Annotated in this window: 27 protein-coding genes and 2 tRNA genes; 8 read left to right on the top strand and 21 right to left on the bottom strand. The window is 70.4% G+C overall.

Going from position 1 to position 21,968, the window contains the following annotated elements:
- Positions 1-25 precede the first annotated feature (25 nt).
- Positions 26-113: transfer RNA gene (locus AOM46_RS11770), tRNA-Ser, on the top strand.
- Between the two features lie 134 nt (positions 114-247).
- Here the strand turns inward: AOM46_RS11770 and AOM46_RS11765 are convergent.
- The 21 genes from AOM46_RS11765 to AOM46_RS11670 form a co-directional block, all read right to left on the bottom strand.
- Positions 248-1,495: a tyrosine-type recombinase/integrase gene (locus AOM46_RS11765; RefSeq protein ID WP_370592686.1), complete on the bottom strand. Its 1,248-nt coding sequence runs from the start codon at positions 1,493-1,495 to the stop codon at positions 248-250.
- 227 nt (positions 1,496-1,722) lie between these two features.
- On the bottom strand, positions 1,723-1,914 hold the full coding sequence (locus AOM46_RS11760; protein ID WP_199823958.1) for an AlpA family transcriptional regulator: 192 nt from the start codon (positions 1,912-1,914) through the stop codon (positions 1,723-1,725).
- A gap of 306 nt (positions 1,915-2,220) precedes the next feature.
- A complete protein-coding gene (locus AOM46_RS11755) occupies positions 2,221-3,765 on the bottom strand; it encodes a YfjI family protein (protein ID WP_062209519.1) in 1,545 nt (514 codons plus the stop codon).
- Positions 3,762-4,082 (bottom strand): hypothetical protein, encoded by a 321-nt coding sequence (locus AOM46_RS35295; RefSeq protein WP_234313746.1) that lies wholly within the window; start codon positions 4,080-4,082, stop codon positions 3,762-3,764. Before AOM46_RS35295 ends, AOM46_RS11755 begins: the two co-directional genes overlap by 4 nt.
- Positions 4,079-4,963, bottom strand: a complete 885-nt coding sequence (locus AOM46_RS11750) for a bifunctional DNA primase/polymerase (RefSeq protein ID WP_062209517.1) — start codon at positions 4,961-4,963, stop codon at positions 4,079-4,081. The genes AOM46_RS35295 and AOM46_RS11750 overlap by 4 nt, the downstream gene beginning before the upstream one ends.
- A 98-nt stretch (positions 4,964-5,061) precedes the next feature.
- Positions 5,062-5,742, bottom strand: a complete 681-nt coding sequence (locus tag AOM46_RS11745; protein ID WP_234313745.1) for a SpoIIE family protein phosphatase — start codon at positions 5,740-5,742, stop codon at positions 5,062-5,064.
- A gap of 18 nt (positions 5,743-5,760) precedes the next feature.
- A complete protein-coding gene (locus AOM46_RS11740; protein WP_062209514.1) occupies positions 5,761-6,006 on the bottom strand; it encodes a hypothetical protein in 246 nt (81 codons plus the stop codon).
- A 100-nt stretch (positions 6,007-6,106) separates the two neighbouring features.
- The gene (locus AOM46_RS35290) at positions 6,107-6,520 is read right to left on the bottom strand and encodes an NUDIX hydrolase (protein ID WP_062209511.1); all 414 of its coding nucleotides are present in this window, start codon (positions 6,518-6,520) and stop codon (positions 6,107-6,109) included.
- 214 nt (positions 6,521-6,734) lie between these two features.
- A complete protein-coding gene (locus tag AOM46_RS11730; protein WP_062209508.1) occupies positions 6,735-7,253 on the bottom strand; it encodes a hypothetical protein in 519 nt (172 codons plus the stop codon).
- Between the two features lie 185 nt (positions 7,254-7,438).
- A complete protein-coding gene (locus AOM46_RS35835; protein ID WP_062209505.1) occupies positions 7,439-9,682 on the bottom strand; it encodes a hypothetical protein in 2,244 nt (747 codons plus the stop codon).
- Positions 9,683-9,768: 86 nt separating this feature from the next.
- The gene (locus tag AOM46_RS11720) at positions 9,769-10,446 is read right to left on the bottom strand and encodes a hypothetical protein (protein ID WP_234313744.1); all 678 of its coding nucleotides are present in this window, start codon (positions 10,444-10,446) and stop codon (positions 9,769-9,771) included.
- 1,041 nt (positions 10,447-11,487) lie between these two features.
- On the bottom strand, positions 11,488-11,931 hold the full coding sequence (locus tag AOM46_RS11715; protein ID WP_062209501.1) for a DUF3307 domain-containing protein: 444 nt from the start codon (positions 11,929-11,931) through the stop codon (positions 11,488-11,490).
- A 32-nt stretch (positions 11,932-11,963) separates the two neighbouring features.
- A complete protein-coding gene (locus AOM46_RS11710) occupies positions 11,964-12,311 on the bottom strand; it encodes an RRQRL motif-containing zinc-binding protein (protein ID WP_062209498.1) in 348 nt (115 codons plus the stop codon).
- The gene (locus AOM46_RS11705) at positions 12,308-12,574 is read right to left on the bottom strand and encodes a hypothetical protein (protein ID WP_062209496.1); all 267 of its coding nucleotides are present in this window, start codon (positions 12,572-12,574) and stop codon (positions 12,308-12,310) included. Before AOM46_RS11705 ends, AOM46_RS11710 begins: the two co-directional genes overlap by 4 nt.
- The gene (locus tag AOM46_RS11700) at positions 12,574-13,554 is read right to left on the bottom strand and encodes a hypothetical protein (protein WP_062210716.1); all 981 of its coding nucleotides are present in this window, start codon (positions 13,552-13,554) and stop codon (positions 12,574-12,576) included. Before AOM46_RS11700 ends, AOM46_RS11705 begins: the two co-directional genes overlap by 1 nt.
- The gene (locus tag AOM46_RS11695; protein WP_062209493.1) at positions 13,547-14,101 is read right to left on the bottom strand and encodes a hypothetical protein; all 555 of its coding nucleotides are present in this window, start codon (positions 14,099-14,101) and stop codon (positions 13,547-13,549) included. Before AOM46_RS11695 ends, AOM46_RS11700 begins: the two co-directional genes overlap by 8 nt.
- On the bottom strand, positions 14,098-14,502 hold the full coding sequence (locus AOM46_RS11690) for a hypothetical protein (RefSeq protein WP_062209489.1): 405 nt from the start codon (positions 14,500-14,502) through the stop codon (positions 14,098-14,100). Before AOM46_RS11690 ends, AOM46_RS11695 begins: the two co-directional genes overlap by 4 nt.
- Positions 14,499-14,756, bottom strand: a complete 258-nt coding sequence (locus tag AOM46_RS11685; protein ID WP_062209486.1) for a hypothetical protein — start codon at positions 14,754-14,756, stop codon at positions 14,499-14,501. Before AOM46_RS11685 ends, AOM46_RS11690 begins: the two co-directional genes overlap by 4 nt.
- Before the next feature lie 129 nt (positions 14,757-14,885).
- A complete protein-coding gene (locus AOM46_RS11680; protein WP_062209484.1) occupies positions 14,886-15,185 on the bottom strand; it encodes a hypothetical protein in 300 nt (99 codons plus the stop codon).
- 95 nt (positions 15,186-15,280) lie between these two features.
- Entirely contained in the window at positions 15,281-15,508 is a 228-nt protein-coding gene (locus AOM46_RS11675; protein ID WP_062209481.1) for a hypothetical protein, read from the bottom strand.
- A 113-nt stretch (positions 15,509-15,621) separates the two neighbouring features.
- Positions 15,622-16,062, bottom strand: a complete 441-nt coding sequence (locus AOM46_RS11670; RefSeq protein WP_062209478.1) for a hypothetical protein — start codon at positions 16,060-16,062, stop codon at positions 15,622-15,624.
- Positions 16,063-16,979: 917 nt separating this feature from the next.
- Between AOM46_RS11670 and AOM46_RS11665 the strand changes: the two genes are divergently transcribed.
- The 7 genes from AOM46_RS11665 (at position 16,980) to AOM46_RS11640 (ending at position 21,911) form a co-directional block, all read left to right on the top strand.
- Entirely contained in the window at positions 16,980-17,732 is a 753-nt protein-coding gene (locus AOM46_RS11665) for a GntR family transcriptional regulator (protein ID WP_062209475.1), read from the top strand.
- On the top strand, positions 17,729-18,322 hold the full coding sequence (locus AOM46_RS11660) for a GNAT family N-acetyltransferase (RefSeq protein WP_067226146.1): 594 nt from the start codon (positions 17,729-17,731) through the stop codon (positions 18,320-18,322). Before AOM46_RS11665 ends, AOM46_RS11660 begins: the two co-directional genes overlap by 4 nt.
- A tRNA-Ser gene (locus tag AOM46_RS33980) sits at positions 18,308-18,397 on the top strand. Before AOM46_RS11660 ends, AOM46_RS33980 begins: the two co-directional genes overlap by 15 nt.
- Positions 18,398-19,131: 734 nt before the next feature.
- Complete coding sequence (locus tag AOM46_RS11655; RefSeq protein ID WP_370592685.1) at positions 19,132-19,824, top strand: sigma-70 family RNA polymerase sigma factor; 693 nt, start codon at positions 19,132-19,134, stop codon at positions 19,822-19,824.
- Positions 19,814-20,506, top strand: a complete 693-nt coding sequence (locus tag AOM46_RS11650) for a hypothetical protein (RefSeq protein ID WP_062209472.1) — start codon at positions 19,814-19,816, stop codon at positions 20,504-20,506. The genes AOM46_RS11655 and AOM46_RS11650 overlap by 11 nt, the downstream gene beginning before the upstream one ends.
- A 174-nt stretch (positions 20,507-20,680) precedes the next feature.
- Positions 20,681-20,965 carry a hypothetical protein gene (locus AOM46_RS11645; protein WP_062209470.1) on the top strand — a complete coding sequence of 95 codons (285 nt, stop codon included), beginning with the start codon at positions 20,681-20,683 and terminating at the stop codon, positions 20,963-20,965.
- Positions 20,966-21,320: 355 nt separating this feature from the next.
- Complete coding sequence (locus AOM46_RS11640) at positions 21,321-21,911, top strand: SigE family RNA polymerase sigma factor (protein ID WP_062209467.1); 591 nt, start codon at positions 21,321-21,323, stop codon at positions 21,909-21,911.
- The last annotated feature ends 57 nt before the right edge of the window (positions 21,912-21,968 follow it).

The raw sequence follows: 21,968 nt of genomic DNA, 5'->3' as shown, positions 1-21,968 counted from the left end.
AGTGCGTTGGGCGACCGACGCGTCGGGAGGCTTGCCCGAGCGGCCTAAGGGAACGGTCTTGAAAACCGTCGTGGCGTAACCCGTCACCGTGGGTTCAAATCCCACAGCCTCCGCAGGAACAGCGAAACAGCAGGTCAGAGCGGCCCCCGGCCCCCCGGGGGCCGCTCTTTCGTCTACGGAGAGTGGGTGCGTGTCTCACGCTGTCTCACTGTTGATCAGCGTGTACGGCCAACCTGTGGCCAGACTGTCAGCCCTCCTCGTCGCCCAGGTGGGCCTCGATCAGCGCGTTGGCCTGGCTCTGCCCGCCGCGAAGGATCTTCGCGTAGAACCGCCAGAGCACCGCCGGACTGTGGCCAGCACGGCGGGCCACCTCGGTGGGGTCGACCCCGGCCTTGATCCAGCCCGAGACGCCCGCGTGGCGCAGCGAGTAGGGCACGTCAGCCAAGGGTGAGGCCACGTCCTCTGGGGCCAGCGCCCGCTTCCTCGCGCGCTTCCAGATCTCGGTGTACTCGGTGGACCGCACCCGGCCGCTGTTGACGGCCCGGAAGAGCCGGCCGTCCGGCGCCGTCCCGTACCGGTCGAGGTGGCGCCGCAGCAGACCAACGAGGGCGGGGGGGATCGGGACGGGCCGGGTCGTCTTCCGGGCACGCCGCTTGAGCGCCCGCGCTTCGAAGGAGGCGCCGTCATCGGTCCAGCCAGAGCCCACCTCGGGGCGGCTCCCTCGAAGCAGCAGTTCGCCCCACCCTTCCCTCGGAAGACGACAGTTGTCCCTCTTCAGGTCGGCCACCTCGGACGGCCTCATGGCCGCGAAATACAGGCACCCAAAGAACGCTTCCAGATGCTCACCACGCGGGCCATCCCCGGCGACCGCGCGCACCAACCTTTTCACCTGCTGCGGACTCGGAACATACTGGAAATCCACCTCGTCATCCGTCGGTGGTGGTGCCCAGTCGATGCGGCTCAGTGGATTGCCCTGCAACACGCCCTTTTCCACGGCATAGCGAAGCGCATTGCTGAAGACTGCGCGCTTTCGGCGGAAGGTGTTCTCCGCAGCGGGTCTCCCATCAAGTCGAAGCGAAAGGGCCGTCAGCGCCTGCCGTGTTTTCGTTGTGTCGGCCAGCTCGATGGCCTTGACGGAATGCTTCGCGACCCATGCCAGCGCGGACGCCTCCTCGTCCGGCGGATGCTCCACCGTCAGCCGGTTCACCAACTCTCCGCTCTCATCGCGCCGGCATTGGTAGGCCCACTGCTGGAGAGCGCGGCGCAACACGTCGGCCGCTGGCGCTCCACGTTTACGCCTGTCAATCAGTCCGACCGTCACTACTGCCAGCGATTCGGCGATACTGGCGCGTTGCTTTCCGGACGCCCCGGGCCACTTCATCACCACGTAGTCGCATGTGTGCGCGTACCAGGTGGGGGAGTTCTTTTCCCGAAGCTCGTTGGCTGGAAGCCCGGTCTCCGTATCGAATTGCTGCCCTGTTCGGAGAGCGGACATCAGCTCGGATCGTCGGCCATCAGCTTGGGTCCATGTCTGGAAGGGCTGTTGCTGTTTTTCCCCTCCAACAATCCATCGCAGCTGATATGGAGCGGACTTACTCTGTCGCTGCCTGATTCCCCAAATGCGAACGTCGTAGGTAAGCAACGTGCTCCTCAAGGCAAGGGAAGGGGCGCGTGCCGATATCGGCACGCGCCCCGGTGGGACTGGTTCGTTATTGGTCGTTGTCAGGCGGCGGCGTTCCCCTGCTCGTTCCACCACGCGTCAAGGTCCGCGCGCCGGCAACGGATGTGGCCGTTGGCCAGCTTGATCAGCACGGGGGCTCGTCCCCGCGCTCGCATTCGGTAGAAGGCGGCTCGGCTCACACGGATCTCGGCAAGTACCTCGGGCAGCGTGAGCATCATGCGCTCGGGGGGCATGGTCACTTCTCCTCGGGGGAGGCGGTGTTGGCTGTGGACGTGGCTCTCGTTTATTCGTCTGGCGTTGACAGAAATGACAGAAGTCGTGGATGTGGCCTTGACCTGTGGTTTTGTTGGCGTGGGGGTGTGTGACAGAAAGTTCGGGAAGTCCGACAGAAAGCGGGCCCTGGCTGTGGTTGCCGGTGGGGTGGGGTTTCTGTCGGACTTTCGCGGAGTTCTGTCAGCGCCTGCCTGTGGGGGTGAAGTTGCAGGTCAGGGGTGGTGTCGCTGGTTTCTGTCTTTTCTGTCAGTGGGTTGGGGTTTCTGTCAGCTGGGGTGGGTGTAGCGGGGGTGGGTGTCGTAGCGGGGGGAGGGGGGTCGGCCGCGTCCGGTGCGGGGCGGCTGGGGTTGGCGCCTGATCCAGCCGTGTTCTTCCAGGAGGTTCAGGGCGGGGTCGAGGTCGGCCATGGCGGGGAACTCGCTGCGGGGGAGCTGGCGGAACAGCTCGCGTTTGGTGAAGCTGTTTGTGCGTCGTGATCCGAGGTGGGTGTGGATGTGGCGGGCCGCGTCGTGTGCGGGGTCGGCGGCCATGGCGTCGAATACCTGTAGGGCGTGGGTGGTGAAGTAGTCGCCCAACTCGGTGGCGGCGGTCATGGTGGCCGCGTCGATGGGCAGGCGCATGGCGTCCTGGCCGTGGGTGGCGAGGTGGAGTAGCCCGGCGATGCGGGCGACGGCGCCGTCGCGTTTGCTGGCCCACTTGACGATCGGAGCGAGTGGGCCGCCCTTGCCGATGCGGGATTCGGTGACCTTCTGGTAGGCCAGCATCACGGCGTCGGCCTCGGGGGAGAGCGTCAGGATGGCGGGGTCGGTCCAGCCGGCCAAGTCCATGGCCAGGGCCCCGAGCTGGCGTGTGTAGGTGTCGGCTACCTCTTCGGGGATGAGGTCGGGGGTGAGGTTGCGGCGCCCGACGAGGGAGTCAGGCAGCGCGTACAGGAAGCGGGCCAGCAGGCCCCGCCCGTCCGCGCCCTTGATCTGGCCGATGGAGTCGAGGACTTCGGGTTGGACCGCGAGGCCCATCGTGACGGCGGGCTGTTCGATGTACTGCGCGTCGCGTCCCTGCCGGTTGACGCGCACCATGTCCCCGGCGTGGCCCTTGAGGAAGATCTCCATGTTGGGGGCGCCGGAGTAGCGGCCGGCGATGATGTCGAAGATGCCGCCCTCGGGCGAGAGCACCGCGAGACGGCCCTCCTGCTCGGCCAGCAGCGTGGCCAGGTTCTCCGGTGTCACATCATCAGCGACGAGCTGCGGCTTGGCCGGCACCTTGATGTCCTCGGCGGCCTGAGCCAGCGAGATCGCCTCAGCCGTCAGGGCATCACGCGTCTCCGGGTCGGCGTTCGCTGCCTTCGCCGCAGCCTTGTCAGCGGCGGCCTTCGCCAGACGAGCGGTCGTCTCGGCTTCCGCACGGGCGGCTGTCGAGGATTCCACCAGAGCCTTCTCGGCACCCATCAAGGGTGTGGTCATCAAGGAGAAGACGGCGCTCTTGCGATTGCCGGGCGGGAGCGCGACGGCGGTGTAGAGGTTGACCGGCTCGCGCCACCGACCACGCACCGACACCACGGCCCGACCACCGGCAGCGGCGGCCAGCACCGACAGCCCCAGACAACCGGCCAGGTCCACCGGGGTCTGGGTCTCCTCAGCGACAGCCGCCACCATGCCGCCCAACCACCCGGGCAACGCACTGATAGGGAACGGCGGCAACTCCCGCCGGGGCGAGAGCGGCACGGGCTCATCCCAGACGGGTTCGCCAGGGTCTGTCGAGGTGTCGGGCGGGAAGGCGGCCCACAGATCGGCCAGATCGGCTGGGGTACTCATGCTGCGGCCCTCCTTCCGGGCGGGCTGGTCTGCTGCTGGGGGCGTAGCGGGCAGGTGGTGCGGTGTGCGTGGTGGTCGGCGACCAGCTCGGCGATGCGGCGGGGGCCGATCGCGGTGCGGTCGTGTCCGCATTCGCACCACGACCGGGCGCTCGGGGTTGCTCCGCGTGGGGCGCTGATCCGCAGCCAGGCGACCGGGTACCTGCTGGTTCGCGGGCGCGGGTCAGGACCAGATCGGGCGCCTTCGGCGGCGTCCTTCGGGACGCCCACGGCCGTCGGGGGCTGGCCGGTCGGGGCGGTGTTGGGCTGGTGGGTCATGCGGCGTGCTCCGTCCCGTTCATGCCTCGGTGGACGGCGCGTGCGGCATACGGCTCGGGGACGCCTACGGCCATGGCGGCGTTGATGAGTTGGGCGGCGATGGCGTCCAGCCCGCACGGGCCGGGGCAGGCGGTGTGCTGGCGGGCGATGAACTGGGCGACGCCGAACGCACGGCTGCCGGCGCCTTGTTCGTGGCGTTCGCGGATCATCGCCAGGCCGCGTTCCAGGCCGGTGGCGATGTAGCGGGTGGTGTGGCGGCAGCCGGTGGCCACAGTGCGGTCCCACCGGGCGGGGGCGGTGGAAGAGACCAACCCCGCCCCCCGAGGCGGCGGGTTGGTCTCTTCCTTGTCCAACAGCCTGAGGACGGCGTCCGGGAGTGGGGTCATGGTGCCGATGCCGGGGCCCAGCCAACGGGCGTACTGCATACGCGACTTGATGTCGACGCCCGGCCGGACGCTGTTGGCCGAACGCGTGGTGCCGGTGTAGATCCAGTGCTCACCCCGAGTGGTGGCCACCCTCCGGGTGGCCGGGAGGGTGGCGCGGGCCCAGGCAACGGCCGCCTCGGTGTCGAGATCGACCACGGTCAGTCCGGCGCCGCCGGGGTGGTAGCCGACCCCTCCGGCCCGCGCCCAGGTGCGGGCCCACGGTGGGGAGCTGATGAGGGTGGGGTTGGTGGTGGCGGCGGCCCAGGCGTGGCACGGTTGCGGGCAGTGGCAGGGGCCGGCGGCGAGCATGTTCGGCCGCTCACCACACGCCCCGTTCTTGCAGGTGGGGCAGTTGGCCATGGGGCGCTTGCGGGCACTCAACGGGAGCACGGGCACGCCGTGCTTGGCGAGATTGAGTGCGGCGTTGAGCAGCGCCGCACGGGGGTCAGATGTCATGCTGGTGGGGTCCGTTCCTCTCGTAGGTACGGGTGGAACCGGGGCGGCGGACTGCATTGGCGTGGAGATCGCCGCCCCGGGCATTGCTGTTGGGACTGTTACGTGCTGGTTTTCAGGACGATGACGGTGGCGTCGTCGCGGTAGCCGTCGTCGTCGGGCTCGGCGGCTGCGACGAGCGCGTCGGCGAGGGCCTGCGGGTCGGTAGCGTGCTCGGTGACGACGCGCTCCATGTCCGGTACGTGGTCTGAGACGCCGTCCGACACCAGGAGGACGAGGGGGATACCGGGCGGGATGGTGGCCTCTCGGCAGGTGCTGGCCGATGCTTGGGCCAGGCCCAGGCGGGCCCACGCATCGTGGTGTTCGATCAGGTCGACTGCCACGCCGCCGTGTCGCCGGAGGTATTCGCCCATGGTCTGGTCGGTGCTGTACTGCCGCAGCTCGGTGCCGTCCCAGCCGTAGGCGCGGCAGTCCCCGATCCAGTGGATCGTGACCGGCTGGCCGGGTTCGGCAGCGGCGTAGACGGCCGATGCGTGTAGGTAGGTGTCGTGGGCGGCAGCCATTTGGCCGGCGGTCATCAGGCCGGCGAGTCCGCCGTGCTCCATGCCGATCATGGTGATGACGGGAGCGGCGGCCTGTACGTAGCGCACGGTGTCCGGCGCGTGTCCAGCTCCGTCCAGTACGGTCGCGGTGACCCGCTGCCCGCGCCACTGCACGTCCCAGCTGTCCGCGCACGGGGGCTCAGTCCCGGGGCGTTGGGCAACGCCGACAGTGATGCTCAAGTTCTGCAAGAGGGCTCCTCAGAAGGGGGGTTCGTCGCTGTAGCCGGTGCGGCGGAAGTGGGGCACGGGGAGGATCTTCCACCGCTTGCCGGAGTCCCAGCAGAAGCATTCGAACCAGTCGGTGCCGTCGTACTCCCCCTCAGGGCTCACACAGGTGTGGGCCCAGCCGCCGATGCCGTGGCAGTCCGGGCATCGGGGGCGGGGGGTGTCGGTCAGGATCAGGGCCGGTCGGGGCCACCTCTCCCGTTGAATGCGCAGTCGCACAGAAACCCTTTCCATCTCGGGCCCGGTCTGTCCGGTCCCTCGCCCGGCCCCGAGGCGCCGCCTTCGTAGGGGCAGGCGTTCGGGGCTGGACGAGCGGCCGTCAGCGCAGAGCCGCTGTGATGATGTGGGCGTGGTCGAAGGCCAGTTCGGGGAGGGCGTCGAGCGGCCACCAGGCGGCGGTGCGGGCGTCGTCTCCGGCGGTGGCGATGGTGTCGGTGGGGACGTGGGCGAGGTGGGCGACGGTGACGTATCGGTCGCGCGGGTCGCGGTCGGGGGTGTCGAAGGCCCCGACCTGGCTCAGGTCCGAGGTGTCGATTTTGACGCCGGTTTCCTCGGCCAGCTCACGGGCGGCGGCCTCAAGCGCGGTCTCCCCGGGGTCGACATGGCCACCGGGGAGCGCCCACGTACCTTCAAACGGGGGCCAGTTCCGCTCGATCAGGAGGATGCGCCGGTCGGGGGTGATGGCCAGGACATCGGCGGTGTAGCGGATGGTCTCGATGGTTTCGGTCGACACGGGTTCTCCTGTTGGTTGTTGGTGGCGGGTACGGCGGGTGCGTGGCAGGGGGATGAGGGTCCAGCGCCTGCCGGTGTTCCAGCAGAGGCATTTGTCCCGGCCGGTGCCGTCGTCGCTCGGGCAGTGGGTGCAGCGGGGGCGGCGGGTGTCGGTCAGGATCAGGGCCGGTCGGGGCCACCTCTCCCGTTGAATGCGGAGTCGCATCGTGGGCCTTTCAGCGGTTGTTGATGGTGCCGTTGGCCTTGCCGAACAGGCCGGTGGCGGTCACGTGTTGGGTGATGTGGGTGGTGGGCCGCTTCTTGTCCTCGCGGGCCTTGCCGGTGGTGTTGGTCTTGCAGGCGGTGCGGATGAGGGCGATGGCGGCGGTGATGGATCCGGTGGCGATGGCCAGGGCGATGGCGGCGGTCATCAAGCCTCCTGAGGCGGTGGCGATGAGGCCGGAGCCGTAGCCGATGCCGGCGCCGGCGGCGCCCAGCCCGGTTCCGCTGGCCGCCACGACAAGGGCGGTGTCTTTGGCGCGTCCCGACATACGCGTCTCGGTCGGGGTGGGCGCCACTGGGGCCGGGGTGGGCACGGCGGGGGTGGTGCCGGTCTGTTGGATCAGGGCGGCCAGGAGCGCGAGTTGCTGGGGGGTGAGGTCGGCCCCGGACCGAGGGTGCACCACCGGCCCGGGGGCCGGGCTGGGGGTGGGCTGGTCGGTGCGGGTCAGGTAGGTGGTGGGGTGGGTGTGCACGGTTCCTCCCGGTGTCCGAGGCGGGGCGCGGGATGTCACGGATTGTGTATCTACTGGGTACTGGGTAGTGGGTACTGGGTAGTGGGGGGTTCCTGGTGAAGGGGTGTTTCGGGCCCGGGGAGGGGGTTAGTGGGTAGTGGGGGGTTCCCCCCACTACCCACTACTCAGTAGCCGTGTGTGATGGCTCAGGCGTGGTCGGGGTGGACGTAGACGGAGTGTGGGCCCCGGTCGCGGTAGACCAACTCGCCGCGCGAGGCGGCGGCCTTGAGGGTGTCCCGTACGGTCTTGCGGTCCCGCCCAACCTGGTCCGCGATAGCTCCGGGCTTCATGCCGTCCGAGCCGGCCGCGTAGATGGCCTGGATGGCGTCGGGGAGCCACTCGGGCCCGGCCGAAGCGCTCTGGGGCGACTCGGTCTCGGGCGCGGCCTGTTCGGCTCGTTTGTAGGAAAGGTTCAACCCTTTTCCGGACGGGCCGGTGGTGCGGTCGGGTTCGGTGGTGGTGCCGAACTGGGCGTCGATCTCGGCGAGGAGGCGTGCGGCCATCTCGTCGGCGTCGGCCTGGGTGTGGTCGGGGGTGGGGGGTTGGGTGCGCTTGTAGGAGAGGTTCAGGCCGGCTTCGGCCGGACCGCTGGCGGGTGGCTGGGGGTTCTCCTGCGGGGTGAACGGCGCGTCCCTGGGGGCGGGTTGGGGGGTGTTGGCCCATAGCCAGCCGGCGCGGCCGGCGCTCCAGCGCTCGCTGTAGGCCGCGCCAGCCGCGCGGGCTGAGATCTCATCCAGCCGCGGGCGGGTGTCGTTGGTGGCCAGGACGACATCGCGGACCATGGTCGGGCCGGTCATCCACCCCTTGAACGGAGTGGGGGCGAACCCGTCGGCCCCGGCGTCGCCGATGACTCCGGCGCCCTTCTGCGACAACTGGCGGGTGTCCACCCGGGCGCGGGGGAAGAGCTTGCCGAGGTTGCTGACGGTCTCGCCGCTGGTCAGCGCCACCCCGACCGGGCTGAACTTCCTGACCTGGGTGTCGCCGATGGCGGAGACATTGCCGTCCACGGCGGTGAGGACGAACCGGCCACCCATGGCGCGGGTGGTGCGCATCCCCTGACGGATCAAGTCGCCCAACTCCTTGCGCCTGGGTTCCTTGAAGGTCGCGGCGAGCGCTTCGGCGCCCTCGTCGACCACCACCATGATCTGCGGGATCTGCGAACTGACCGGCAACAACGAAGTGTTGTTCTCGGCGAGAAGCTGCTGGTACTGCTGCTGGCGAGCCGAGCAGATCGCCAGCACCGCCTTCAGCATCACGATCGCCTCCTCCGGGGTGGACGCCAACCAGTCGATGCCGGGCCGGGTCCCGGCCGGCGCCGGGGCCGCGCCCGCCAGCGGCGCGACGTGGCCTTCGGCTTCCAGCCAGGGCCGGACCCACGGCATGCCCACGGCGCCGGCCTTGAGGTCGATCACGAAGGTCAACACATCGACGCAGCGCGCGAAACCCGCCAGCACCGCGTCCGTGAACGTCGACTTGCCCGATCCGGGGGGGCCGAGAATCAGCGCGCACGCCTCACGGAGGTAGACGCGGATCTCCTCGCCGATGGGCCGCACGCCCCAGGGGATGCCGGTCAGGATCGACAGCGGGGTGTAGGGGGTGGGGTAGGCGACGGTCTGGCCCATCACGTTCCGCGTGGCGACGTCGATCACCGCGCGGCCTTGGAGGTCGCCCTCCTCGACGGTGACCGTGCAGCCCAGAGGGAGGCGCGCGTCACCGGCCAACTGCCGGGCGCGGGCCTCGATCTGGTCGAACGTGGCGCCGCCGGGGAGTTCAGCGGCCAGGGAGTAACCGGCGCCGGTCGGCCAGTTCTCCACCGCGAAGATCCGCAGATTGATGCGGCAGACGCGGGCGATGCGCTCTTCCCATTCCTGGGCGATCGCGAGGCGGTCGCGGTTCAACTCCCGTGCGGCCTGGGCCGCTTCGGCGGTGAGGCGTTCGGTTTCGGCGGCCTCTTCCCAGGTGGCGGCGCTGCTGGCGGCGGCACCGATGCCGACACCGAGAGCGGTCAGGGTGCCGGCCGCCGCCCAGGACAGCGGGCCGGTGGTCATGGCCCAGGTGGTCCACCCGCCGGCCAGCAGCCAGGACGCGACCCTCGTGCTCGCCGTGCGCAGGGTCAGGCGGCGCCGGATGCTGGCGCCGATGCCGTGCCCGATCGCGCCGGCGGCGCCGATGGCCAGCGGCAGCACCTCGGGGGCACCGGTCGCGGCCCCGAGCAGTGCGGCGGCGCCAGCCCCGGTCGTCGCGGAGATGGCGCCGGAGACGGGGCCGTGTCCGGCGGCCCAGTCCCACGCCGGCCCCCTGCCCGGCTTCGCCTTGCCGCCGCCGGTGGTGGTGGTCTTGGGTTTGTTGGTGTTGGGGAGGTTGGTCAGGTTGAGCTGAGGCTCACTCACAAGCGAATCTCCGGGGAGAAACAGGCTGTGGCGCGACCCCCAGGGGATTGGGGGGCGCGCCACAGCGAACTGGCAGTAGGAGTAGGTCAGTTGTTGGTGGTGTCCCAGCCGGTCTCGTCGCCGTTACGGGGGTCCTCGTGGCGGCGAATGTCCTGCTCGTGCACGGCCCGGAAGGTGGTGCCCACCTCGTTGGCGGCGACCACCGCCAGCGACAGGTGCACATACACCTCGTTCAGCGCCTCCCCGACCTCCTTCTCCAGCGGGAACTCGCCGTCGGCGCGCTCCGCGAGAATCTGGAAGGTGTTCGCGACGCTTTGCAGCGCGCCGGGCAAGGACTCGCAGGTGGCCAGCACCGCCATCATCCCGACCGGCTCATAGGAGCGGGCCTGTGCCTCCATATCGGCCGCGGCCTCATCGAAGAGGAACCCACTGCTGGTCGTCTCGGAGAACCCACCGTCGGACACGTTCGCTCCCTGAGGGGTGTTGTGGTTGCGGGGTGCCCTGGGCACCACCGCCTCGATCTCTCGCTCTTCCTCGCGCTGGCCTTCCAGGGCTTCCTCGACGATCTGCTCGGCCCGGCCCTCATGTGCGGCGCGGGCAGAGCCCGACAGCCGCCGATACAGCCGCCGGCCCGGGTGGATCAGCCACCGCCAGCCCAGCCACCGCCCCAGCGGACTGGTCGCCATCCCCAGGACACCGACCGGCGCGGCCACCAGCGCGGCTCCCACCTGCCTGGCGCGATACCGCAACCAGGAAGCGGCCAACCTGCGGCGCATCCTCCGACGCGCACCCGCCACCTTCACCGCCTGAGCGGCCCGCCGCCGCGCGGCGGCACCACGGGAATCGCGCCCCGACCGCAACCGGCCCAACCCCGCATCCCGCAACCTGCGCGACCGCAGTCGGGCGGCGTCCGCCCCACGTCCGAACCGGCCGCGCGGCCGGCCGAACCTGCGGGCATCACCCGCCGCACGGCGCTGCGCACGCCGGTCATCAGCCAGCCGCCGCCGATCCGCGATCTGCCGCTCACGCGCGGCGGCCCGGGTCGGGGCAGCGGCCCGCGCGTCACGCCGCGCCTGGCGCACCCCACCCAACGCCGCACTGAGCCCCGAGCGGCCACCACCACTTCGCGAACGATCGCTAGGTGCGGTACCCGCAGAACCAAAAGCGCCGTGGGCGGCCTTGTTGCCCCGCAGGCCGCGCCCCGAGGAGCCCCCGGTGGTCGGCCCGCCGCGCGACCCCAACCCCAAACTGGCGGTACGAGCGGCCCGACCCGGCGAACCACCACCGGAGAACAGGCCACCACGCTGGCCACCACCGCCGCGAATGCCCCTGGAGTTGGGCGAGTTGAACCCGCCAGCGCGGTTCGACGTCTGGCGGGCCGGACTGAGAGGGTTGTTGTTCTGGCGCCGCTGCTGGCGGTTGCGGGTGGCGGCCCGGCGGCGCGCTATCGCCGCACCGGCTGCCACCGACACCACACCGACCGACGCGGCAGCCAAACCCACCGGCCCAGCCGCCAACGCCGCCGCCGACACCGCGCCAACCACGGTATTCGAGCCGGTCACCGCCGCCGGCATCGCCGGAATACCACCCGGCGTATGGCCCGGCGGCATGGGCCGCTCACGCGTCCGCGACCGGTCGGGAACCGGCCGATCCACGGCCGGCGGGGGCGGAGATTCCGCCACCTCCCGCACAGCCGTATCCGTATCCGTCATCCTGAAGACGTCCCTTCTGGGACCCCAAGAGGGCGGCCCTGTGCCTCGCGAGCGAAGGCCGCCCCTCCGGGGAGATTGAAGCTGCGCTGCTGGTCAGATCGTGACCAGCAGCGCAGCGGGGAACAGCCCCACGGTCAGGTGGAGTGCCTGGTCGACCAGTGGCATCCCGCCCTGGTCGACGAATCCGGTCGAGCCGGTGTGGGTCATCCACCACCGCACCGGCCACCGCCGGTCGATCAGACTGTGCGTGATGTGCACCCACCCGAGCGATGTGGTCAGGCCGGCCAGGGACAGCGGCAGACCAACGGTCCACGCCAGAAGTGTCAGCACCGCCACCGTGCTGATGGTGTGGATTCCGGCGTGGAGTTGGTTGACGCCCCACCCGTGGTGGTGACGTCCCGGGCCCGCCTCGTCGGCGGGCTCGGTCCAGCCGGCCTTCCGGCCGGACTGGTGATCGGACTGGAACAGGTAGTCCGCCGCGTGATGAGCCGTGTACAGCCCCAGGAACGCGGCGGCGAACACCGAAAGATCAGACATCAGGATCTCCAGAGAGAAGGAGAGAGGAGGGGTCAGGCGGCGATCGCCCAACCGGCGCCCTGGTCACAGGGGTTACACACACCGATCGACGTCGGGATGCAGTAGTCACGCACGACCCCGCAGTCGGGGCAGGTACGGCGGGCGGTTAGCGCCGCCTCGATCGCCCGCCACCGGGCCGGAGTCATTGGCCGCACTGGCACGGCGGCGGACACCAGGTAGAGGTAGGCGACCAGCGGCGGGCGGCCCCGACGCCGGGGCCGTTCGATCACCGCCACCGGGTCTTGGCCGCCGGGCCGCAGGCCGGCTGCGCGCAGCTGGCGGCGGGTGGCCAGTCCGTCAGGCGCGAGGCGCCAGCGGTAGACCGGGATGGTGCCGCTCATGCCGCCGCCTCGGTCAGGGCGGCTTCGGCCTGTTGGATCAGGTGGCCGATGTGTTCGGTGGCGGCGGGGATGACCTGGGCGGGGGTGTCGGACGGGAAGTCGGCCGTGAACTCGTCATGGCGGCCCCGGCCGGGGCCGGTCAGGAACGCGTCGCCGGCGGCCGTGCTGCCGACCACGGCGCCGCCCTTGCGGAGCACGCCATGCTGGTCCTCGGTCCACCCGCGCCGCAGAAGCATCCGGCGGACATCCAGGCGCTCGGACATCACACTCCCACCCCCTGCTTCAGCTCGGTGTAGCGGCCGGTGACCCATCCGGTCGACCAGCCGCACAAGTCGGCGGCCTCACGGATCGTCAGGCCCGCTTCGAACGCGGCGGCCACGATCTCCAGCGCGATCGGCTCATCGAGCCGCCGGCCCGCCGGGCCGGCGGCCAGCAACTCGGCCCGTCGTCGCGCGACCCGCTCCTGTTCGGCTCGGGCGGCGGCTTCCTTCCGGGCACGCTCGGCAGCCTGCTGCGCCTCACGCTCCCGCTCGGCCTGTTCACGAGCGGCGGCGGCCTGTTCACGGCGCTCCCGCTCCTGTTCACGCTCTCGCTCCGCGTGTTCAAGCCGCAGCCGCTCGCGTTCACGCTCGGCCTCTGCCTGTTCACGGGCGAGGGTCGCCGCGTGCTCTCGCTCCTCCCGAGCAAGCCGCGCCTCATACTCCCGCCGCTCCCGCTCCCGCCGCTCCTCACGATCCAAGGCGGCTTCACGGTCGGCCCGTGCCTGCTGTTCACGCTCGCGCTCGGCCTGTTCACGGGCCTCCTCAGCCGCTCGTTCCCGCTTCTCTCGGGCGGTCACGGCGGCGGTCAGAGCGCGGCGGTAGGCCAGGCTCGCCTCACTGCTCACGATCAGTAGAAGCGGCGCCACGGCATGGACCGCCACCCCGACAGGGTCGCCCTTGAGGGCGCTGCCGGCAGTGTTCAGGCCGAGGGTCATCAGCCCGGTCATCCACCGCAAAAGCACAGGCCAGCCGCCCGCACGACCCCCGACACGGGCCAGTGCCGCGTCCAGGCGGACGACGATGACGACGGCGGCATCCACCACGATGGGGAGGATCGGCGCGGTCCATTCCCACCCGTCCGGGGTCACCCCGCGAACCAGCGGAGTGACCGTGAGCACGGAGTAGACGACGGCGCCGAACACGATCATCCACGTGCCCGTGGACAGCACCCGGTCGGCCTGCTTGAGGGTTTTCTCATCCACGCTCGCCACCCCCGGCATCCCCGCTGTGAACACCCTCGGGCGCGTCGTGAACACCGGCCGCCGGGGCGTGAACACCGTTCAGGAGTCCGTGAACGCTGGCTCGCCGCATGATCCATTTCGGCCGTGGACCCTCAGCCGGAACGGGGACCCATGCACCCCACGGGGCGGGCGGGGCGGGATCGGTGGGGTCGTTCTCCGCCGCCGCCTGGGCCGCCTCCTCGGTCGCGTGAACACTGTGGACCCGGCCGTTGTAGAGGGTGATGAACACCGTCAACGGCGTCTCCTCCAGCGCCCGCAACTCAGCGACGAGTTGCGTGTTCTCCTCGCGCAGCTCCTTCGCCTGGCCCTCGGCGATATCCGCCCGGTACCCCTCGCTGCTCGCCGTGACCTCCGCAGCCCGCTGCCGCTCAGCGGCGGCCAACAGCTCGGCCATATGCCGGGCCAACGCCCGATCGGCACCGGCCCGCACCTCGGCCAAGCGAGCCTGAGCATCGGCCACCTGCCGCTCGACCGCCCGCAACCGGGCCGTCCGCACGATCCGAATCACAGGGCACCTCCATCGGCGTCGGTCTTGTCGGCGAGGCGGCGCAGGCGGTCTCCGACACCCAAGACGCCGTGCTGCTCGCAGATCTCGTCCATCTGGACGGCCGCCTCCCGCAGCACGTCGGCGCGGGACGGGCGAGCGGCCAGCTCGGCCAGCAGCGCGGGCACGTCCGCGCCAGCGGCGCGGCGTACCCACGAGGCGATCGTGGCGACGGTGCCCCAGCCCGGCCGCTGGCACAACCAGTCGACGGTGCCCCGCTCGTAGGCGCCCAGGGCCACCCCCGCACGCTCCAACTCGGCGACGAGCGCCGCCCGCTGGGCGGCCGGTTCGATGATGGCCAGCGGTTGTGGTTCCAGCTCGACCGGTCCATCCGGGACCAGCGGTACCTCCCGCTCCTCGCTCACCTTGTCACCGCCCGCACGATCACCGGCAGCGCCAGGTGCGCCTCGACGGCGCTGGTCGTCAGCAAGCTCAGGGGCTCGGCCAGGTCGGGGTCATCGGCCAGGATGTCGGCGCCGGCGTCCAGGCGGGCGCGGCGCTCGGCACCGCTCTCGCCCGTGGTGCCGAGCCACAGGGTCGGGTCCAAGCCCAGGCCCAGCGCCAGCTCGATCAACTCGTCGTCGGTGGCGACCGACTGGCCGCCGATGAAACTCCGCATGAGTCGTCCTCTATTTTGTTGGTGGCCCCGGGGCGGCGGATTCCGTGGTGGGAGAGCCGCGCCCGGGGAGTGTGGAAGGGGCCCCGACTGGCGTTGGCGCGCTGGTCGGGGCCCGCTGGTGCGAGGGGGTTAGAGGCGGTGCGGGTGACGGGAGATGGTCTCCCGCAACCGCTGCGACTCCTCCCGCGTGGTGCCGGTGAGGTGGATCGTCAGCCCGCATTCCGGGCACCGGTGCGTCACCGCACTGGCCCGGCCCGCCAGGTCGCCGGTCAGGCCGAAGACGGAGGCGAAGACCGCCGTGGCAACCGGGAACGTCAGCGACGCGGGCACCGCGTAACTGTCCAAGCCCACCCCCGCCCACACGGCGATGGCGGCGCTGACCAGGAACGCGGCGGCCATCAGCAGGTGATGGCGAATCGAGTAGCGCAACAGGCGCTCCCTTTCTCTCACGCCGGACCGGGCTGGCCCGGCTCCCCCCACCGCCCGCCCTCTCGCATAGACAGAACAGGCGGATCAGGCAGCCGTCAGACCGTGGCTGGGGCGAGGGAGAAGTGGATGGGGACCGCCTCGCGCATGGCGGGGTTCCGCTCGACCATCCGGCCAAGCAGGAAGTCCAGGACGTCCTGGCGGCGCGTGCCCGCAGGCAGCGACACCTCCCCGGTGTCGGCCGCCGTCTTACGGCCCGGCAACTCCAGCACCAAGATGTAGAAGTGCGTCATCTCCGGCTGCGGGGTATTGCTGTCATCCGACACGCTGGCTCCTCAGCGTCACACCAGACCCGACTGGCCCGGCTCCCCGTCACCGCCCCTCCGTCGTCCCGTGGCGTGGTCGGGACGACGGAGGGGCGGATCAGGCAACCGTCCAGTCAGGCCAGATACGACGCGGCCGTGTCGACGAACGCGTCATGCGCGGCCAACGCCGCCTCACGCGCCCGGTCCAACCCCGCCTGGGTGACCGCGTCCCGGAGCGCATACGTCGCGGACACCAACTCCGTGGCCGCCGCCCGCACCCGCACATCGGGAATCAACAGCCGCACCCGCACCAACGGCGCCGTAACAGCCGCCCGCGTCGCGTAGCTCTCGGCCTTCGCGGCAGCCAACTCGCCGCCCGTCGCCGTCCCGGAGCGTTCCAAGTTGAAGCGGGAGTACATCGTCCGGCGATGATCCGTCGCCGCACTGGACAACTCCGTCAGCGCGTCCACACGCCGCCACCGCAACTCACCACGCTGAGCCGCCACATACCCGAGCAGACCGGTCAACGCGGAGCCAGCCAGCGTCCCGACCACGGCGATGATCGCCGCGCTCACCGGCCACCGCCCCTCTGGGTGGTGACCGCCGCCCCGGCCTGGCCGTGACGCCGCAAATCCGCCTCAGCCTTGCGACGGGCCTCCTCCGCCTTCCGCGCGGCCTCAGCCGCCTCCTGCACACTCTCCGGCGTACCCGACGCCGGCGCACTACGATCCATACGGATCGCCCTCCTAATACTGGTAGGTGGGTTGATCAGCCGGCCGGGAGGTGCAACTCCCGGCCGGCGCATACGTGTTCGGGGCCTGGCGCCCCTCGCCCACCACCGTCGCGTTCCGCCCCCTCAGGGGACGGCTCGGCGGTGGTGCACGAGTAGCCCAGGCGGCTACGGGTGACGCGGCGGGCCACCCTCGGGCCGGTCCAGCACCGAGGGCGCACAGAGTCTTCGTTGGTGTCGTCGCATCGCGACCTCCCGGACAGAGATGGGGATGGTGCGATCGGTGGTGTCTCCGCAGGGCTGCTGGTGTACTCACGCTCTCCCACCACTGATCGACGTGGGGGGTCATCGCGTGCCGGTGTACGGCAGACGAGGCTGCGGGTTCTTTTGCGTCGGGCCAGTCCTGGCAGCAGCCGGTTCCCCGCCGTGAGGCGGGACTGTAGAACTGCTCGTCTTCGGCCCTCTCGGGCGACTGCCGACGGATCTCCCCTTCACACCAACCCAAGACAGGCCAGCGGGGGATCACGCTGTTCAATTCACAACCACCTGACGCTCACCGGGCCTGTCACCAGGCCCAGAGGCTTGGAGGCAGCCCAAACAGGACCCCTCCGATGTAGCTATTGTCCGTACAATGGCTACAGGCAGGATGTTGGCAGAGTCACCCGACGAAGCGCAAGAGGGACGGGCGGATTGACTAGACAATCCCTCCCGGCCAGGACTTTCATGGGAGGCATGGCAGTGAGCAGGCTCGGCCGAGCAGCGATGTATCAGCAGATCGCGGACGCGCTCCGCGCGCAGATCACGGACGGCACTCTTCCGCCGGGCGCCAAACTGCCCACCGAAGCGGAGCTACGTGGCGAGCACGGAGTCTCGCGCGAGACCGTGCGGAAGGCTCTCGCGCTGCTCCTCAACGAAGGGCTGATCGTGTCGGCCCGTCCGCAGGGGCACTTCGTGCGCCGGCGGGAGCCGATGGTGTTCCGGCCGCAGGCGGAGTTCCGCAAGCGGCCCTACACGCCAGAGATGGACGCCTTCATGACGGAGTTCTCCGAGGAAGGGCGGGAACCTCGGCAGGAAATCGAGGTGGCCATCGTGGAACCGCCGGAGGACGTGGCCACACGCCTACGCCTTCGTTCCGGCGAACTGGTGGCGGTACGGAAGCGCATCCGCTACTTGGACGGGGAGCCGTTCAACATCAACGACAGCTACTTCCCGCTCGACCTGGTTCGGGACTCAGAGATCATGCGGCCGGAGAGCATCGCCAAAGGCGCGAACGAGACGCTGGCCGATCTCGGCTATCGGCAGGTTCGGGCGTTGGACGAGCTTCACGTCCGGATGCCTACCCCCGACCAGGTTCACCGCCTGGACCTGGGGCCTGGAACGCCGGTGGCTTACCACATCGCGACGGGGTTCACCTCGGACGGTAGGCCGGTGCGCGTAGCGGTCTCGGTTCTCCCTGGCGACCGACACGTCGTCTCGTACGAACGTATCCGCGAAGACGAGAACGGAGACGCGTGACCCTGCACATCAGGACCGCCAACCCTGACCAGCTCGACACCGTCGAAGCGCTGTTGACCGAGGCATCCACGTGGCTCGCGTCGCGTGGAATCGACCAATGGCAGTACCCGCCCCACCGCGACCGGATCAAGTCGGCCCTCGAACAGGGCGTGTGCTTCCTGGCCCTTGCCGACGATCAGCCGATCGGAACGATCCAGGTGGACGACTTCGCCGACCCGGAGTTCTGGACGCCGGAGGATGCGCCGGACACGGCGTTCTACGTCCATCGCATGGCGGTCAGCCGGGCGGCGGCCGGAGAGGGGGCGGGTGCGGTCATGCTCGATTGGGCGGCGGACCGCGCGGCCCGTGCCGGGCGGGCCTGGCTGCGGCTGGACGCGTGGAAGGACAACGCGGGGCTGCACCGCTACTACAAGCGGCAAGGCTTCGCTCTGGTGAGGATCGTGGACCTGCCTCACCGCCGCAGCGGCGCTCTCTTCCAGCGTGCCGTCGAGGACGTGACCGAGGTTGGCTCCGACCCCTTTGGCCATCCTGTGGCCAAGATCTCGCCCGATCGGCGCGGCTTCCGGCATTCCAGCAGGTCAACCGGGTGAAACCACCCTACGCCCGAACGGTCTTGAAAACCGTCGTGGCGTAACCCGTCACCGTGGGTTCAAATCCCACAGCCTCCGCGGCAGCGGTAGAAGCGCAGGTCAGGGCAAGACGGCGCGGTAAGGGCGGCGGCCCCCGGAGCTCCGGGGGCCGCCGCCGCTTTTCGGGCTCCCGGTGCTTCCCTGTGCTTCCCTGTGCTTCCGGGGCCCCGGGCCGGCGCCCGGCGCCCCGGTCCGCTCGCGCCTGTGCGTGCGCCCCGGGCATCGCCGGAGCGCCGCGCCCCCGTGGGCTCCGGCACGCCGGTGCCCGCCGGCCGGACGTCCAACGGCGTTCCCGGAGCGGCCAGTTCACCGCCGCGCGCCTGGCGTACAGGTGACCGAAGACACGTGCGGGGGGCCGCTTTCGGGTTGGCAGGCCCGGGCGAGGAGCGCTAGCCTCCAATGCGGTTCGAGGCTTTGGTCCCGTTGCAGGGACGACAACGGGGTGTCCGGATCAGCCAGACGCCCTCTTCGTGTGTGTGGTTGGCGGTTCGGTCCGCGACAGTGATGAGCACTGGCCGCATCCCGCGGCTTCGATGAACGATCGGGCGTTGTCGATCGCTCCGCGTGTTCCCGGCTGTCGCGGCGGCGGGAACGGCGAGAGCGGTGGGAGGCGAGGTCCGCACGTGGGCGTCCCCCGGGAACGCCGGCGGCTCGGTTTCCCGCCACAACGAGGAGAGGACCCGGAGGTCCGTGAACGTTCAGCCCGCTTCAGGTGCCGGCCGGCGCCGGCCCGTGGCGTCGTGCCCGTCCGGCCGGGAGAGGAGTCTCTGATGACCGAGGCCGCTCCCCTACGCAGAACCGGAGTCGCCCCGCTGTCCCCGTTGCCCGCGGACTTCCGCGCCTTCCACCAGATGTACCGCCCGGCCTATGTGCGTTGGGCCGAGCTGTACCTCGGCACCAGGGCCGACGCCGAGGAGGCGGTGGACCGCGCCTTCGAGCAGCTTGCTGCCGACTGGGCCGACGCCCTTCGGCTGGACAGCCCGGCCAGCTACGCCTGGACGGTGCTCAAGCGGCATACCGTCGAGGCGGCCAGGGCCAGGGGCCGGCGCGCCGTGGTGATGGACACCGCCGCCTTCGAGACCCAGGCGCTGCACGAGGCCGTCGACCCGATAGGCGAGCTGGAGGAGAGCCTCAGCCTCTACCAGGCCATCAGCGAGCTGCCCGAGCGGCAGCACGATGTGATCGTGCTCAGGTACTGCATCGGCTACAGCACGACGGAGACCGCCGACATCCTCGGGGTCACCGTGCCCGGCGTGCGCTCCACCGCGCGCTACGCCAGGCACCGCCTCAAGGAGGCGCTGGGCCTGGAGTACCCGGACATCCCGGGAGACGATCCGCGCGGACTGGCGCGGCTGATCGAGGAGCCCGCCCGAAGGGGCGAGCCGGCCCAGGGGGCGCACGCGGGGGGCGCGCGGCCGCAGGGCATGCGAGAGGGGGCTGACGACCTTGCCGGTGACCATTGACCAACTGCTGGCCCGGGCTGTCCTGGCCCGCCGGCCGCACACCTACAGCGACCAGGAGATCGAGGCCGCCGAACGCCGGATCGCCGCCGGTGTCGGTGGCCATGGCTCCCTCAACCCCCCACCACCGCGCTGCGGCGCGGGCCCGAACGAGGGGAACGAAGGGCACGGCGCCGAACTGCTCGGCCTTCTGGACATCCTCTGTCGCACCGTGGTCGAGCAGGACGGGGCGCTGCAGCATATGGCGGCGTTCCTCGGCCGGCGCATTCTCCAGCCGGACGGCGCACGGGTGTTGGGCTGCGCCCTCCAGCTGGGCGGCCAGGAGGACTCGGCCCGCTTCTGGTGGCAGTTCGCCGCCGGCGCCGGCGACGGGGCGGCCGCCTACTGCCTCTATCTGCACCATATGGCGCTGGGCGAGGAGTGGGAGGCCGAGCTCTGGCACCGGCAGGCCGACCCGGAACACCATCCCCACCCGGAAGCGGACGAGCAACCCGACGGCAGCAGCCCGGCGTTGGTCCTCCGGGTGCTGGCCCTGCTCCACCGTGGCGAGGACTACCTCACGGCGGCCGCCTCGGCCGTGATCCATTACCTTCCGGACGCCGTCCAGTTCGTCGACGAGATCGAACTCCCTTTGCCCACACCGGATTTCGCGCGGAAAATCGAAGAACTGACCGCCACCGGTTGAACGTTTGGTCCAGCTCGTTCCTCCCTGCGGGGGAATCCCACGGGTATCTCGGTTCGTCAGGAAAGCCATGGGCAACTCTGGTCTCACGGAGGCGTGAACCGTCTTCATGCGCCTCCCGGCAGTAAGGCCAACTGCCAAGCCAGACCACCGCATCGCGTCCCATGGAGGAATCAGATGGCAAGCATCCGTATCGCCCGCGTTCTCGCCACCGTCGCCGCCGCGCCCCTTCTGCTGGGTGCCGTCAGCGGCGTCGCGCACGCGGCGGACGACACCGCGGTCGCCGGCAGTCTCGGAGGCGGTGTGCTGGGCAACACCGGAAACATCGCGAGCAACCAGCAGGCCGCCGCCGGTCGGGGTGCGAGCAACGAGAGCAACACGGCCAATGTCAACGAGTCGGCCTTCGTCTTCGTCGATCAGTCGGACAACACGTACTACACGCTGATCTTCGACGTCCTCTGACGGAGCCGGGGGCCGGGCCCCCGTGACGAGCCGATGGCGTCCGGGGTGTGTCATCGGCGACGGGCAAGGGTCGGAGCGCGGGCGTACCGTCAGGGTGCGCCCGCGCTCTTTCGTATGCCGGGGGATATGCCGTCCCGTGTTCCCCGGCATATGCGGATTGGCATATGCGAACACTCCGGGGGTCGCCGACCCGCATGCCTATCAGGTGGATCCCTGAGCCGTCCTGAGGGTCGGGAGGAGTTCCCCTCCACCCTGGGGAGGTGGCGACAACCCCACCTCTACGCCCTGGGGGGGAGAGACCATCGCGACCTCTGGCCGATCCGCTCGGGGGGTGAAGTCTCCTAGTTTGTAGAGCATGACCACGCCCAGGACAGTCCAGCCGGTGACGCCGCTGACTTTCACCTCCTATGTGCGGGCCCGCGGGCCGGTGCTGCTGCGCACCGCCCGTTCGCTTACCTCCAACCCCAGTGACGCCGAGGATCTGCTGCAGACCGCGCTCACCAAGACCTATCTGGCCTGGGAGCGGATCCAGGACCACCGGGCGCTGGACGGCTATGTCCGGCGCGCTCTGGTCAACACCCGCACGTCGCAGTGGCGAAAGCGTCGGGTGGACGAGTACGCCGTGGACGAGCTGCCCGAGCCCGATCCGCTGCCCGAGCCCGATCCCGCCGAGCAGCAGGCCGTGCGGGACGCGATGTGGCAGGCGGTGCTGAGGCTGCCGGACCGGCAGCGCGCCATGGTGGTCCTGCGCTACTACGAGGACATGAGCGAGGCCGCCACCGCCGAACTCCTCGGCGTCTCCGTCGGCACCGTCAAGTCCGCGGTCTCCCGGGCGCTGGCCAAGCTCAGGGAGGACCAGGAGCTGGCCGAGGTCACCCGCCACGACTCGCCCGCGCCCGCCATACCCGGCCCGGCCCCCCGACCCGACACGGCGATAGCGGCCTGAGGCCAGGGGGATCCGAGGCTGCAGCGGTACGGGGGCCGCGAGGGCCTACGGCCCTGG

Source organism: Streptomyces sp. NBRC 109706 (genome assembly GCF_000974485.1).
Lineage (GTDB): Bacteria > Actinomycetota > Actinomycetes > Streptomycetales > Streptomycetaceae > Streptomyces.
This window is presented reverse-complemented; position numbering and strand designations above follow the sequence as displayed.

Excerpts from the sequence above, each read along its gene's own strand:
- AOM46_RS11755 (WP_062209519.1), bottom strand. The coding sequence starts at position 3,765 with ATGAGTACCCCAGCCGATCTGGCCGATCTGTGGGCCGCCTTCCCGCCC.
- AOM46_RS35295 (WP_234313746.1), bottom strand. The coding sequence starts at position 4,082 with ATGACCCACCAGCCCAACACCGCCCCGACCGGCCAGCCCCCGACGGCC.
- AOM46_RS11645 (WP_062209470.1), top strand. The coding sequence starts at position 20,681 with ATGGCAAGCATCCGTATCGCCCGCGTTCTCGCCACCGTCGCCGCCGCG.
- AOM46_RS11750 (WP_062209517.1), bottom strand. The coding sequence starts at position 4,963 with ATGACATCTGACCCCCGTGCGGCGCTGCTCAACGCCGCACTCAATCTC.
- AOM46_RS11715 (WP_062209501.1), bottom strand. The coding sequence starts at position 11,931 with ATGTCTGATCTTTCGGTGTTCGCCGCCGCGTTCCTGGGGCTGTACACG.
- AOM46_RS11640 (WP_062209467.1), top strand. The coding sequence starts at position 21,321 with ATGACCACGCCCAGGACAGTCCAGCCGGTGACGCCGCTGACTTTCACC.
- AOM46_RS11685 (WP_062209486.1), bottom strand. The coding sequence starts at position 14,756 with ATGCGGAGTTTCATCGGCGGCCAGTCGGTCGCCACCGACGACGAGTTG.
- AOM46_RS11760 (WP_199823958.1), bottom strand. The coding sequence starts at position 1,914 with ATGCCCCCCGAGCGCATGATGCTCACGCTGCCCGAGGTACTTGCCGAG.
- AOM46_RS11710 (WP_062209498.1), bottom strand. The coding sequence starts at position 12,311 with ATGAGCGGCACCATCCCGGTCTACCGCTGGCGCCTCGCGCCTGACGGA.
- AOM46_RS11665 (WP_062209475.1), top strand. The coding sequence starts at position 16,980 with ATGTATCAGCAGATCGCGGACGCGCTCCGCGCGCAGATCACGGACGGC.
- AOM46_RS11655 (WP_370592685.1), top strand. The coding sequence starts at position 19,132 with ATGACCGAGGCCGCTCCCCTACGCAGAACCGGAGTCGCCCCGCTGTCC.
- AOM46_RS11705 (WP_062209496.1), bottom strand. The coding sequence starts at position 12,574 with ATGTCCGAGCGCCTGGATGTCCGCCGGATGCTTCTGCGGCGCGGGTGG.
- AOM46_RS11765 (WP_370592686.1), bottom strand. The coding sequence starts at position 1,495 with ATGTCCGCTCTCCGAACAGGGCAGCAATTCGATACGGAGACCGGGCTT.